Here is a 13,417-nt window from a genome sequence, read left to right on the forward strand (position 1 = left end):
TCAGACGGCTGTGAACGTCCACTGGTTGTTGGTGCTGCCGTTCGGGGTCCACAGGACCACGGCCGAGCCGGCCGTCGTGCTGCCCGCGCCGTCGAGCGCGGTGCCGGTGGCCCGGTTGACGATCTGGTAGCGCCCGTTGCCGAGCCCGGCCAGCCGCCACTGCTGGTTGTCGCTGCCGGTCCAGGCCGACTGCACAGCGTTGACGCCGTTGCCGGTCCGGCCGCCGCTGTCGGCGACCATCCCGTTGGTGCGGTTGACGATCCGGTGGTAACCGGTGCCCAGGTCCACCAGCTGCCAGTGCAGGTTGGTGGACCCGTCGTAGGACCACTGCTTGAGCACCGACCCGGCCGCGACGGTCCCGCCGCTGTCGAGCACGAGACCCGTCGTGACGTTGGCGATCCGCACCCAGCTCGTCGGGACCGGGCCCGAGCCCAGGGCCGGGATCTGGCCGGAGAACGTCAGCTTCACCACGTACGCCGGAGCGCTGAACGGCACCGACGGCAGCCGGATGTGCAGCCCGGAGCCGTCCTGGGTGCGGTCGGGCAGGTCGGTGGAGGACCCGGCGGTGGCGCCGAGCAGCTGCACGGACTTCAGCGAGCCGAGGTTGATCCGGCCCGACCCGAGCGTCGTGATGTCCAGCGTGCCGCTCGGCCAGCCCATCACGGTGGCGTACAGGACGGTGTTGTCCTTGCTGCGAGTGAAGCGGATGTCCCGGTTGGTGCCCTCGCGGGGTGTCGTGAAGGAGCCGCCGCCCATCTGCGTCGGGCCCTCGCCGTAGGCCGACCACGCGCGGGTGGCGTAGATCGACTCCCCGAAGCGGGCGAGGTAGTCGCCGATGCCGAGCAGGATGGTCCGCTGTCCCGAGGGGATGGTGCCGTCGGCCATCGGGGCGATGTTCAGCAGCATGGTGCCGTTCTTGCTGACGCGGTCGATCAGCGCATGCAGCATCGCCTTCATCGAGTAGTAGCCGATGCCGGTCGTGTAGCACCAGCTGGAGCTGGAGATGCTGTCGTCGGTCAGCCAGTACGGGTTCTGGATGTCCCCCGGTCCGCCGCGCTCGAAGTCGAAGACCTCGCCGCGGTTGTCGAACCCGTCCTTGTAGGTCGCGACGACGTCCTTATTCCACGCGACGGCTTTGTTGTAGTAGTAGGCCAGGAAGTTCAATCGCCAGGACTCGTCGACGCGGGGCAGGTTGAAGTCCTGCCACAGCAGGTCCGGCTGGTAGCCGTCGATCACCTCGGCCAGCTTGTCGTACCAGAGCTGGTTCTCCGCCGCCGAGCCCAGCTGGCCGTACAGCTTGCGCAGACTGGCGTCGGACTGCGTCGGCACGTGGTCGTAGTAGCCGGTGAAGTGGTAGGCGTGGTGCAGCGAAACCATGAACTTCAGGCCCCGGGCCCGGATCGCGTCGGCGTGCAGCCGCACCAGGTCCAGCCGCGGCCCCTTGGCCACCGAGTTCCACTCGTTGACGGCGCTGTTCCACATCGAGAAGCCGTCGTGGTGCTCGGCGACGGGACCGGCGAACTTCGCGCCGGCGTCGGCGAACAGCTGCGCCCACTCCGCCGGGTCGAAGGTGCCGCCCGCGGACTTGAGCTTCGGCGCGAACTGCACCCAGTTGCCCGCTTTGTCCCGGGCTCCGTTGACGAAGTTGTGGTACGGCCACGCCGACGGATCCCCGTACACGGCCTTGTGGTGGTTGTTCTCGCTCGACCCGCTGACGTACATGTTCCGCGGGTACCACTCGTTGCCGAACGCGGGGACGCTGAACACACCCCAGTGGAAGTAGATGCCGAACTTGGCGTCCTGGAACCACTCCGCCGCGGGCGGGTGCTGGTCGACCGACGACCAGGTGGGTGTGTAGCTGCTCGGCCCGGCGGTGGCCGAGGCGATCCCGCCGCGGAGGAGACCGGCCGCCGCCGCGCCGCCCACCGTGATCAGGCCCAGTGCTGTGCGACGGCCGAACTCGGGCATATCGGGAAGCCTCCTCGACGCTGAGAAAGTTAGCGCTAACACGATCTGTTTAGGCGCGGGAGCCACGGATGGTCAACCCTTCCCCGGTCCGAACCCGCGGAGTGCCGCGAAATCCCAGCGTGCGCCGCACGGACGACGTGAAACTTTCATGCGCTGCGACGAATGCTTGTGAGCGTGAACACCCGCGTGCCACACTGCTTCCCGCCTGGCCTCGGAGCGCGAGCAACGGTGACCACAACCCGAAGGAGCACCCGTGAAAGTCGCTTCGACGACCGCCCGACGCCGGCGCACCCTCACCCTGGTCGTCGCGCTGCTGTGCGCGCTGGGCCTGGTCCCGGCCGTCGCCAGGGCCGACAACCCGATCGTCCAGACCATCTACACCGCCGATCCCGCGCCGCTGGTGTACAACGGCCGCGTCTACCTCTACACCGGCCACGACGAAGACGCCTCGACGTACTTCACCATGAAGGAATGGCGGGTGTGGTCGTCGGCGGACATGGTGAACTGGACCGACCACGGTTCGCCGTTGAACCTCGCGAGCTTCTCCTGGGCGAGCGCCAACGCCTGGGCGGGCCAGACCGTCCACCGCAACGGCAAGTTCTACTGGTACGTCCCGATGACGGTCCGGGCGACCGGCGCGATGGCCGTCGGCGTCGCCGTGTCGACCAGCCCGACCGGGCCGTTCAGCGACGCGCTCGGGCACCCGCTCGTCGCCAACGGCGAGTTCGACCCGACGGTGTTCGTCGACGACGACGGGCAGGCGTACCTGTACTGGGGCAACCCGCACCTGTGGTACGTCAAGCTCAACGCCGACATGATCTCCTACTCCGGTGGGGTGAACCAGATCCCGCTCACCACCGCCGGGTTCGGCACGCGCACGGGGAACACCAGCCGGCCGACGCTGTTCGAGGAAGGCCCGTGGGTCTACAAGCGCAACGGCTTGTACTACAACGTGTTCGCGGCGAAGTGCTGCTCCGAGTTCATCGGCTATTCGACCGCGCCCGGCCCGACCGGGCCGTGGACCTACCGCGGGACGGTCATGCCCACCCAGGGCGCCAGTTTCACCAACCACCCGGGGGTCATCGACTTCGCCGGGAACTCCTACTTCTTCTACCACAACGGCGCTTTGCCGGGCGGCAGCGGCTACACGCGCTCGGTCGCCGTGGAGAAGTTCGCCTACAACGCCGACGGCTCCATCCCGACGATCAATATGACCACCAGCGGCGCGCCGCAGGTCGGCACGCTGAACCCGTACACGCGGCAGGAAGCCGAGACGATCGCCTGGGAATCCGGCGTCGAGACCGAGCCGTCCACCGAGGGCGGGATGAACGTCGGTTACCTCGAGAACGGTGACTGGATCAAGGTCAAGGGCGCCGCTTTCGGCTCCGGCGCCCGGTCCTTCACCGCGCGAGTCGCCTCCGCGGCGGCCGGCGGGCGGATCGAGCTGCGGCTGGACAGCACCGGCGGCATCCTGGCCGGCACCTGCACCGTCGGGGGCACCGGTGGCTGGCAGACCTGGACGAGCGTGTCCTGCCCGGTGAGCGGCGCCACCGGGACGCACGACCTGTACCTCCGGTTCACCGGCGGCAGCGGCTACCTGTTCAACCTGAACTGGTGGCAGTTCGCCGCCTGACGACTCCTGGAAAGGGGCGACGATGCCCGTTCGACTTCGCCACCTGCTCATCGCCGCGGCCACCGCACTGGCCGTGCTCACCGTGCCGACGTCCGCCGCGGCCGCGCCCGGCAGCCCGGCGCTCACCCCGCCGCTGGGCTGGAACAGCTGGAACAGCTTCGGCTGCGGGGTCACCGAAACAGCCATCCGCCAGGCGGCCGACGCGATGGTCTCGTCCGGGATGAAGGACGCGGGTTACCAGTACGTCGTCGTCGACGACTGCTGGTTCGACCCGCAACGCGACGCCCAGGGCGCGCTGCGCGCCAACGCGTCGAAGTTCCCCAGCGGCATGAAGGCGCTGGGCGACTACATCCACGGCCGGGGCTTGAAGTTCGGCATCTACCAGGTACCGACCGACCGCACCTGCGCCCAGCGCACCGGCACCTACCCCGGGTCGACCGGCAGCGCGGGGCACGAGGTCCAGGACGCCCAAACGTTCGCGTCCTGGGGCGTGGACTACCTCAAGTACGACTGGTGCTCCCCCGCCGGCACGCGGGACGAGCAGGTCGCCCGGTTCACGGTCATGCGCGACGCGGTGCGCGCCACCGGCCGCCCGATCGTCTACAGCATCAACCCCAACAGCTACCACGCCATCACCGGCGACAAGTACGACTGGGGTCAGGTCGCGGACCTCTGGCGCACCACCGAGGACCTGCTGGACATCTGGCAGAACGGCAACACCAACAGCTACCCGATGGGCGTGGGCAACGTCCTCGACGTCACCGCCCCGCTGGCCGCCCAGGCCGGTCCGGGGCACTGGAACGACCCGGACATGCTCGTCGTCGGCCGGCCGGGGCTGTCGCTGACCGAATCCCGCACGCACTTCACGCTGTGGGCGCTCATGGCGGCGCCGCTGATGGCGGGCAACGACATCCGCACGATGTCGGCCGACATCAGCGCGGTGCTGCGGAACCCGCGCCTGCTGGCGGTCGACCAGGACCGGCTCGGCGCGGGCGGCCGCCGGGTGCGCGACGACGGCAACGCCGAGGTCTTCGCCAAGCCGCTGGCCGACGGCTCGGTGGCGGTCGGGCTGCTCAACCGCGGCAGTGCGACGGCCACCGTGAGCACGACCGCGGCGCAGGCCGGGCTGTCCGGCACGGCGTTCACCCTTACCGACCTGTGGACCGGCGCGACTTCGACGACCGGCGGGGCGATCACCGCGAGCGTCCCGGCGCACGGTGTCGCGGCGTACCGGGTGACGGGTGGTTCCCCGCTGGCCACCACGACGTCACGGCTGCGTGGCGCGGGCTCGAGCCGGTGTCTCGACGTGGACAACGCCTCGACCGCGGCCGGGGCGGGCACGCTGCTCTGGGACTGCCAGACCGCGGCGAACCAGCTGTGGACGAGCTGGGACAACGGCGAGATCCGCGTGTTCGGCGACAAGTGCCTCGACGGAACGACCAGCGGCGCCCAGGTGACGAGCAGGCCGTGCACCGGGCAGGACAACCAGAAGTGGACGTTCGGTGCGGACGGCTCGGTGCGGAACGTCCATTCCGGACTGTGCCTGGACGCCGAGGGTGCGGCCACCGCCAACGGGACGCACGCGATCCTGTGGAGCTGCAACGGTCAGCCGAACCAGCGGTGGAGCCGCGTCTGACCACGCGGAGGCCCGGGTCGTCCGAGGACGGCCCGGGCCTCCGCGTGGGTCAGCGGTAACCGGCGGCCACGATGTTCGCCTGCACCGCGTTTTCCGTGGCGTCGGAAGGATAACCGGCGACCATCGCCCCTTCGTAGAACGTCCCGGCGCTCAGGTTCGCGCCCCCGCCCGGCTTGCAGCAGTCACCGCCGCTGCCCAGCACGATCGCGCCCTGCTTCTTCATCGGGCTGTACCCGCTCGGGAGCCCGCCGTCCCACAGGGTCGTCAAGCTGCCGGACTGGGCGTCGCTGCCCTTGATCGCGAACCGCGACGTCCCGTTGTTCTTCAGCACCGCCGTGACGAACTTGCTGCCGAACGCCCGCTGGTTCGGGTTCCACGTCTGGCTGCCGCCGGGGTAGAGCCCCCACTCGAGGTCGGCCTGGACCCACGGGCCGGTGCCGGAGCAGCCGCCGAACCAGCACTGCTTGCCGAAGTTGAGGGCGTCCATCGCGCCGGCGGCGTCGGCCTTGCGGGTCGTTTCGCTGTTGCCGTAGTCGAAGCAGCAGCCGCTGTTGACGTGCGTCCCGCTGGTCACCATGTACATGCCCTCGGGCGCGCTGCCGGTGGGCACGCCGGTCGCGTGGCCGTCTCGCCAGTAGCTGTTGCCGGGGTTGATGTACAGCGAATACGCCTTCCGGCCGCCGACCGTGAGCGACTCCGTCGTCGCCTTCGCGGGGCTGCTCTGGCTGGAGCCGGGGACCACGCTCGACCCCTGGTACCAGAGGTCGTTGCCCCGGCCGGACTGGTCGTAGACCACCGTGGTGACGCAGGACGTGTTGGCACAGAAGGAGTCCTGGCCCGCGGCGTCGGCGGCCCCGCCGGCCGCCACGACGCCGACGTTGCGGGTCGTGTTGTCGGACGCGCGCCGGACCTGGTACAGATTTCCGCCGTAGGAGCCGTAAAGCGCGCGAACCGTGCTGTGCGCGGCGATGCACGGCGTACCGCCCGACGCGTAGATGTCGCACGGGCCCGCGCCGGTCGGCGGCGGGGTGCTCGTCCTCCACCGCTGGTTGCTCTGGCCGTGGCACGTCCAGAGGATGACCGCGGTGCCGTTGGCCGTCCCGCCCCCGTTCACGTCGAGGCACAACCCCGACTGGACACCGGTGACCGTCCCGTCGGAGTTCTGCCGCCACTGCTGGTTCGCCCCGCCGGTGCAGGTCCAGATGATCACCGCCGTCCCGGGCGCGGTCTGGTTGCCGTAGGCGTCCACGCACCGCGTCCCGCTCATCGCCCGCAGTTCGCCGCCGGAGCCGAACTCGAAGACCTGGCTCGCCTGGCCGGTGCAGTCCCGGATCTCCAGCGCCGTTCCCGCCGTGTCGACGCCACCCGGCACGTTCAGGCACCGCCCCGAGGCCGCGCTCGTGAGGGACGTCGACGCCGCGGACGCCGGTGCCGCGCCGGTCAGCGCGGCCGCCAGGACCGCGGCCAGCACCAGGACGGCGCGCACCGGCTTGACTCGAATGGTCACGAATCCTCCTTCGCGCACTGCGGAGCACCCGCAGGCGATTGTTAGCGCTAACAGTAAGAGCTAAGCGGTCGCCCGGAGGACGAGCTTGGTGTCCAGCACGGCACAGCGGGGCGCGGCCGAGCCGCCGAGCATCGCGAGCAGCTCCGCCGTCATCCGGGCCCCCATCTCCTCGATCGGCTGGCGGACGGTGGTGAGCGGCGGATCCGTCCGGCGGCCGATCGGCAGGTCGTCGAACCCGATGACGGCCACGTCGCCGGGTACCCGCCGTCCCGCGCGGCGCAGGGCCCGCATCGCGCCGACCGCCATCATGTCGGAGGCGGCGAAGATGGCGTCGACGTGCGGCCGGCGATCCAGCAGGCGGACGGTGGCGTGCTCGCCGGAGGCCTGGCCGAAGTCGCCGAACACCACCAGGCCGCGGTCGGCGTGACCGGCGCCGACCACCGCCTGCCGGTAGCCGAGCAGCCGGTCCACGCCGGCGGTCATGTCCTGGGGGCCGGCGATGGTCGCCACCGTGCGCCGGCCCGCGTCGATGAGACGCTGGGTGGCCCGCCGCGCACCGCCCCGGTTGTCCACGTCGACGTACGAGGAGCAGTCCCCTTCGCGGACCGGACGGCCGCCGAACACCACCGGGATGCCGAGCCAGTCCAGGTCGAGCGGACGGCGGCCGTGCATGCCGACGACGAGGGCGCCGTCGACGTGGCCGCCGTCGAGGTACCGCACCACCGGGGCCTGGTAGTCCTCGGTCGCGGGCACGGTGAGCAGGACGAGCTGCAGGCCCGCCTCGGTCAGCTCCTTCCCGGCGCCGGCCGAGATCCGGGCGAAGTAGGGATCGGCGAACAACCGCAGCACCTCCTCGCACACGACCAGCGCGACCGATCCGGTGCGCCCCGCCGTCGCCCGCGCGGCTCTCTGCCGGGCGTAGCCGAGAGCCGACATCGCCGACTCCACCTGCTTGCGCGTTTTCGGCCGGACCCGCGGAAAACCGTTGAGCACGCGGGACGCGGTGGCGGTCGACACCCCGGCCGCCCGCGCGACGTCGGCCAGGGTCGGACGGAGCTGGGGCAACTCGACGGACGACACGTTCGCTCTCCCAAGACGTCTTTGTCTTTGCAGGGCCCGCTCGAGGATACCGCCGGGTAGCGGACGCCTCAGGCGCGTTGGAGCCGGAACCGCTGGTTGGCCCCTCCCGTGGCCGTCCACTGGGAGATGCGCGCGCCGTCGGCGGTCGAGGCACCCCAGACGTCCATCGTCAGGCCGCTCAGGCGGTTGACCAGGCCGACGACACCGCCACCCTGGTCGGCCACGCGCCACTGCTGCGCGGCGGCCCCCGAGTCCGGCTGCTGGCTGATGTCCGCGCCGGTGCCCGAACCGGCCACCTGGAGCACCAGGCCGCTGTGGCGCGCCCGGACTCGGTAGTAGCCGTCGCCGGAGTCGAGGAAGTCGAACCGCTGGTTCTGCCCGCCGGTGGCCGGCCACTGCTGGAGCAGGGCGCCGGCCGCGGTGGAGACGCCGCTGACGTCCAGGAGCTTGCCGCTGTGCTCGGCCACCAGGGTGTAGGTCACCCCGACCTGCACCGGCGTCCCGGACGGCGGGGTCGACGAAGCGAACTGCGTGAGGAACTTCCACACCTCGCCGGAGGTCCAGGTCTGCCAGCCGCTGCAGGCGCACCCGTCGCGCGGGCCGGGGTCGTGGCCGCCGTCGAACGCGGCCCAGACCACCGGGTACCCGGCCCGGCAGCCGGAGTAGGCGGTGACGATGTGGGTCCGGCTGCCGCTCGAGGGCTCCGGTGGGTTCTGCGCGGCGCAGCCGTTGTTCCGGACGAACTGGTCGCGCAGCGACCGCCCGGACGCGATCGGCAGGACGTTGTCGCCGATGCCGTGCATGCCGATGTAGGCGACCGCCTGGGTGCCGCCGTTGCAACCGCTGAGGTTCGCCCCGGAGTAGACGGCGACCGCGCGGAAGACCGCCGGCCGCGCGCAGGCGAGCGCGTAGCTCATGGCTCCGCCGTAGCTGAAGCCGCCGGCGAAAACCTGTGATGTGTCAACGCACAACGCCGCTTCGAGCTGCCTCAGCAGATCGTCGACGAACGTGACGTCCTGGCCACCGGGATTGGCCCAGCCGTTGCCGTTGCCCTGGGGCGCCACGAAGATCGTGGTGTCGCCCGCGGTGTCCGCGAGCCGCCGGAGCCCGTAGTAGGACCAGTTGTAGCCGTCGGTCCCGCCGGAGTCGACGTCGTTGGCCGTGCCGCCGAGCCAGTGCAGCCCGACGAACAGCCGGTACGGGTGGCTGCTGTCGTAGTTCGCCGGGATCCGCAGGATGTAGCTGCGGTTCTGGCCGCCACTGGAGATCGTGTGGGTGCCGCTCGCCAAGCCGGGAGCGGTCCCGCAGCCGGCGGCTGCCGACGTCTCACCGGTAGAGGCGGCCGCTTGCGCGGTACCGGCTGTCACCACCAGCGCCCCGATCGCGAAGGACGTGAGCAGGCTTCTGAACTTCACCATCGCGCGGCTCCCTCTGGTCGTCGAACCGGCTGGATCCACGATAGAAGTCGGCCTCGGCGAAGGTCAATGCGCGATGAAACTTACGCGGCGCAACGGATCGCGCCGGTCCTAACAGTCCACAAAGGATGGATCGCTCACCGGGTGAAGAGCCGTCGCCGGATCTCACGCCGGTAGTCCTCCAGGGTGTTGTCGAGGTGGACGGCGGCCGCCTGGGCCGCTTCTTCCGGGTCGCCGTCACGGATCGCGCGGTAGATCGCCGCGTGCTCTTCGATCGCGTCCACGGCGTGTCCGCCGACCGCGCCGGACATCCCGATGATGTTCGTCTGGCGTTGCAGGCGGCGGGCTTCGCGCACGGCCGCGACGAGGAACTGGTTGTGGGACGCGGTGGCGATGGCGAGGTGGAAGTCGTCGTCGCCGCGGTCGAACACCACGCTCTGTCCGGTCAGGTGGCCCTGCCGGCAGGTCTCGGCGGCGGTCTCGATCGCACGCAGCTCGACCGGGGTGGCGTTCGTCGCCGCCAGCCGGCCGGCCGCCGTCTCCTGGACCCGGCGGAACTCGAAAAGCATGTAGACGTGGTCGAGATCGGCGGGCAGGAAGAACCCGCCCCACCGGGAAGCGCCGAGCATGCCCTCGTCGTCGGAGACATACAGCCCACGTCCCTTGTGCGCGCGTACCCGGCCGATCGCCGAGAGGATCTTGACGGCCTCCCGCACCACGGTCCGGCTGGTTCCCATCCGCGCCGCCAGCTCGACCTCGGTCGGCATCCGGTCACCGGGCCTCAGTTCCAGCTCGGCGATCAGGTGCAGGATCTGCTCGGCCACCACTTCGTAGCCGGGCCGGTACGGAGCAGGCGGTGCGGTTTCCTCGCCACGAGTCACCCGATGAGTATGACTCAAGGGGCGCCGGCCAGTGACTGTACCTCGCGACCCGGTTACCTAGTCAACAGCAGCGGATCCGGGATGAAACTTACATGCGTTCCCGCAGGCGAAAAGTCGAGCGGCGCGAGGCCCGTGCTCATCCTCCGGCGTCCCGGGGACCATGGTCGGGCATGAGTCACACCCATCGCCGTCCCCAGGGAAGGTAGCCGCCATGCCGCCGCGCTCCGGTTCCGTGGCCGCCGCGCTCGTGGTGACCGCGGTGGCCACGCCGCCCGCCCACGCCGCGACCGTCACCATCACCGTGGCACCCACCGGCGACGACGCCGACCCCGGCACCCCCGACCGGCCGGTCGCCACCCCGGCGAAGGCCCAGCAGCCGGCCCGCGCCCGATCGGCGGCCGGTGACGTGGTCGTGCAGCTCGCCGGCGGCACCTACCGGCTCTCGGCCCCGCTGAAGCTCACCGGTGCCGACTCCGGGCAGAACGGCCACACCGTCACCTGGCAGGCCGCGTCCGGCCAGACGCCGATCCTGTCCGGCGGCACGCAGGTCACGGGCTGGGCGGTGCAGGACGCGAGCCGGAACATCTGGGCGGCTTCCGTGCCGCAAGGCACCGACTCCCGGCAGCTGTTCGTGGACGGGACGCTCGCGCCGCGCGCGTCGATCCCGATCTCGCGCGACGACGTCCGGATCACCACCGCCGGCCTGACCATCGTCGGCTCCGCGCTGAACCACCTCGCCACGCTGCCGCAGCAGAACCGGATCGAGGTGGAGCGCCAGAACTCGTTCACCGACCGGTACTCCCCCGTCGACCACGTCAGCGGCACCTCGATCGTCATGCGGCAACCCGCGTGGAACAACAACAACTGGGGCTACGACACCCTCGCCAACCCCTTCGGCGGCAACTGGTACAACGGCGGCGCGACGAACGTGGCCACCGGATCGCCGCACAACAACGTCCTGAGCGGCAACGTCCTGGTGAGCGGTACCGACTGGCCCTCGGGCGCGCAGCAGGTCATCGCCGCCGCGGGCCCGGGCGGCACCGGGCCGGCCGCGAGCCCGGTGCGCGCGGCCGGGGCGGGCAAGTGCCTCGACGTCAACGGCGCCGGCACCACGCCCGGCGCCCAGGTGCAGATCACCACCCCGGGCACCAACGTCGTCATCTGGACCTGCAACGGCGGAGCCAACCAGCGCTGGCAGGTCACCTCGGCCGGCGCCGTCACCGGTGTCCAATCCGGACTGTGCCTGGACGTGACCGGCAGCGGTACCGTCGTCCGGCTCTGGACGTGCACCGGGCAAGCCAACCAGCAGTGGACCTTCGGCTGACCGATCGAGGAGAACCATGAGAATCCGGCTCATCGCGGCCGCGACGGCCCTGTTCCTGACCGCGTTCCTCCCGGGCACCCCGGCGGCCGCCGAATCCAACGGCGGGGTCCGGGTCATGCCGCTGGGCGACTCCATCACCGAAGGCGTCCAAGTCCCCGGCGGGTACCGGATCGGGCTGTGGCAACGCTTGAACGCGAGCGGCTACCAGGTCGACTTCACCGGCTCGCAGTACAACGGCCCGGCCGCCCTCGGCGACCACGACCACGAGGGCCACCCGGGCTGGCGGATCGACCAGATCGACGCGAACGTCGTCACCTGGCTGCGCACCACCGGCTCGCACACGGTCCTGCTGCACATCGGCACCAACGACGTCCTGCAGAACCACGACGTCGGCCGCGCGCCCGCCCGGCTGTCCGGCCTGATCGACCACATCACCGCGACCGCACCGGACGCCGAGGTCTTCGTCGCCACGATCATCCCCCTCGCCAACTCCGGGCAGGAGTCCGCCGTCCGCACGTTCAACTCCGCGATCCCCGGGATCGTCGCGAACAACCAGAACGCCGGGAAGCACGTGCACCTGGTGGACATGCACTCCGCGGTGACCACCGGCGACCTGATCGACGGCATCCACCCGACGGCCACCGGGTACGACAAGATGGCCGCCACCTGGTTCGGTGCGCTGCAGTCCGTGTCCGGGAGCATCGGCACCCCCGGGACCTCCTCGGCGCGGCAGATCGTCGGCGCGCAGTCGGGCCGGTGCGCGGACGCCGCGAGCGCCGCCAACGGAACCCAGGTGCGGCTGCAGGACTGCGGCGGGCAGGCCGGCCAAGCGTGGACCCCGGCCGGCCGGACGCTGACCGTCGGTGGGTCGAAGTGCCTCGACGCGTCCGGCCACGGGACGGCCAACGGCACCCCGGTGATCGTCTGGGACTGCCACGGGCAGGCCAACCAGCAGTGGACCGTGAACGCGAACGGCACGATCACCGGTGTCCAGTCGGGGCTCTGCCTCGACGCGTACGGGCAGGGCACCGCCAACGGCACCCAGCTGGTCCTGTGGACCTGCGGCGGGCAGGCCAACCAGCGGTGGACATTGCGCTAGGCGACGGCGCACCGGTGGTCCACGACTCCGGCGCACTCCGCAGGCATCACATGTTTAAGCCTCCCCATAGCGCCTTTCTGGTCGAAATCGGCGAATAACTCGACCTCAACTCGGAAATCATCATACGAATGATAGGATCTCGGCAGTCGACGCCCGAGGAGTGCTATGGCGAGGTCCCTGACCGACGAAGCGATCGACCGGATCCGGGAGTTCGTCCGGTCCGGGCGGTTCCCCGCCGGCGCCAAGCTGCCTCCCGAACACGAGCTCGCCACCGAGCTGGGCATTTCCCGCAGTCCCACCCGGGAAGCGGTGAAGGCGCTGGCATTGGCCCGGGTCCTCGAAGTCCGCCGCGGTGACGGCACCTACGTCACGAGCCTCGCGCCCAGTCTCCTGCTCGAAGGCCTCGGCAACGCGGTGGCGCTCATGCAGGGCGGCACCGTGCTCGAGCTGACCGAGGTGCGGCGGCTCCTGGAGCCCGCCGCCACCGGCCTCGCCGCGACCCGGATCACCGACGCCCAGCTCCGCACCGTGGCCGAGCTCCTCGACGCCATGCAAGAAGCCGTCGAGGACGTCGAACGCCTCACGGTGCTCGATGCCGCCTTCCACCGGGAAGTGGTCACCGCGGCGGGCAACGAAACCCTGACGGCCCTGCTGGACGGCATCTCCTCCCGGACGCTGCGGGCGAGGATCTGGCGGGGCACCATCGACCGGGGCGCGACGCACGAGACCCTGTCCCAGCACACGGCGATCCACGACGCACTGGCCGCCCGCGATCCCGCCCTGGCCACCGCGGCCGCGCTGTTGCACGTGGACACCTCCGAGCGCTGGCTGCGAGCGCACCTGGCCGATTTCCCGAACCTGGAAGACGGGTGAC

At 70.7% G+C, this 13,417-nt stretch carries 10 protein-coding genes; 5 read left to right on the top strand and 5 right to left on the bottom strand.

The annotated features are described in order from the left end of the window. Entirely contained in the window at positions 1-1,968 is a 1,968-nt protein-coding gene (locus ACZ7PG_RS07040) for an alpha-L-fucosidase (protein WP_470238180.1), read from the bottom strand. Positions 1,969-2,221: 253 nt separating this feature from the next. Here ACZ7PG_RS07040 and ACZ7PG_RS07045 point away from each other — a divergent pair, with 253 nt between their 5' ends. After that, the gene (locus tag ACZ7PG_RS07045) at positions 2,222-3,601 is read left to right on the top strand and encodes a glycoside hydrolase family 43 protein (protein ID WP_470238181.1); all 1,380 of its coding nucleotides are present in this window, start codon (positions 2,222-2,224) and stop codon (positions 3,599-3,601) included. 22 nt (positions 3,602-3,623) lie between these two features. Then, positions 3,624-5,237: a glycoside hydrolase family 27 protein gene (locus ACZ7PG_RS07050; RefSeq protein WP_470238182.1), complete on the top strand. Its 1,614-nt coding sequence runs from the start codon at positions 3,624-3,626 to the stop codon at positions 5,235-5,237. A gap of 49 nt (positions 5,238-5,286) precedes the next feature. Here the strand turns inward: ACZ7PG_RS07050 and ACZ7PG_RS07055 are convergent, their stop codons facing one another. The 4 genes from ACZ7PG_RS07055 to ACZ7PG_RS07070 all read right to left on the bottom strand — a co-directional run bounded on the left by ACZ7PG_RS07055 (position 5,287) and on the right by ACZ7PG_RS07070 (position 10,120). Then, positions 5,287-6,744, bottom strand: a complete 1,458-nt coding sequence (locus ACZ7PG_RS07055; protein ID WP_470238183.1) for an arabinofuranosidase catalytic domain-containing protein — start codon at positions 6,742-6,744, stop codon at positions 5,287-5,289. Between the two features lie 60 nt (positions 6,745-6,804). Beyond that, positions 6,805-7,824 carry a LacI family DNA-binding transcriptional regulator gene (locus ACZ7PG_RS07060; protein ID WP_470238184.1) on the bottom strand — a complete coding sequence of 340 codons (1,020 nt, stop codon included), beginning with the start codon at positions 7,822-7,824 and terminating at the stop codon, positions 6,805-6,807. Between the two features lie 68 nt (positions 7,825-7,892). Next, entirely contained in the window at positions 7,893-9,242 is a 1,350-nt protein-coding gene (locus ACZ7PG_RS07065) for an RICIN domain-containing protein (protein ID WP_470238185.1), read from the bottom strand. A 134-nt stretch (positions 9,243-9,376) separates the two neighbouring features. Then, positions 9,377-10,120 carry a FadR/GntR family transcriptional regulator gene (locus ACZ7PG_RS07070; RefSeq protein ID WP_470238186.1) on the bottom strand — a complete coding sequence of 248 codons (744 nt, stop codon included), beginning with the start codon at positions 10,118-10,120 and terminating at the stop codon, positions 9,377-9,379. A 211-nt stretch (positions 10,121-10,331) separates the two neighbouring features. On the opposite strand from ACZ7PG_RS07070, the gene ACZ7PG_RS07075 reads away from it, so the two are divergent. The 3 genes from ACZ7PG_RS07075 (at position 10,332) to ACZ7PG_RS07085 (ending at position 13,416) form a co-directional block, all read left to right on the top strand. After that, the gene (locus tag ACZ7PG_RS07075; RefSeq protein WP_470238187.1) at positions 10,332-11,444 is read left to right on the top strand and encodes a ricin-type beta-trefoil lectin domain protein; all 1,113 of its coding nucleotides are present in this window, start codon (positions 10,332-10,334) and stop codon (positions 11,442-11,444) included. 16 nt (positions 11,445-11,460) lie between these two features. Then, the gene (locus tag ACZ7PG_RS07080) at positions 11,461-12,543 is read left to right on the top strand and encodes an RICIN domain-containing protein (protein WP_470238188.1); all 1,083 of its coding nucleotides are present in this window, start codon (positions 11,461-11,463) and stop codon (positions 12,541-12,543) included. A gap of 165 nt (positions 12,544-12,708) precedes the next feature. Then, positions 12,709-13,416, top strand: a complete 708-nt coding sequence (locus tag ACZ7PG_RS07085; RefSeq protein WP_470238189.1) for a FadR/GntR family transcriptional regulator — start codon at positions 12,709-12,711, stop codon at positions 13,414-13,416. Position 13,417: the final 1 nt, after the last annotated feature.

Source organism: Amycolatopsis sp. NPDC114504, assembly GCF_055633595.1.

Coding starts and splice junctions, on each gene's coding strand:
- ACZ7PG_RS07065 (WP_470238185.1), bottom strand. CDS start 9,242: ATGGTGAAGTTCAGAAGCCTGCTCACGTCCTTCGCGATCGGGGCGCTG.
- ACZ7PG_RS07040 (WP_470238180.1), bottom strand. CDS start 1,968: ATGCCCGAGTTCGGCCGTCGCACAGCACTGGGCCTGATCACGGTGGGC.
- ACZ7PG_RS07050 (WP_470238182.1), top strand. CDS start 3,624: ATGCCCGTTCGACTTCGCCACCTGCTCATCGCCGCGGCCACCGCACTG.
- ACZ7PG_RS07080 (WP_470238188.1), top strand. CDS start 11,461: ATGAGAATCCGGCTCATCGCGGCCGCGACGGCCCTGTTCCTGACCGCG.
- ACZ7PG_RS07075 (WP_470238187.1), top strand. CDS start 10,332: ATGCCGCCGCGCTCCGGTTCCGTGGCCGCCGCGCTCGTGGTGACCGCG.
- ACZ7PG_RS07085 (WP_470238189.1), top strand. CDS start 12,709: ATGGCGAGGTCCCTGACCGACGAAGCGATCGACCGGATCCGGGAGTTC.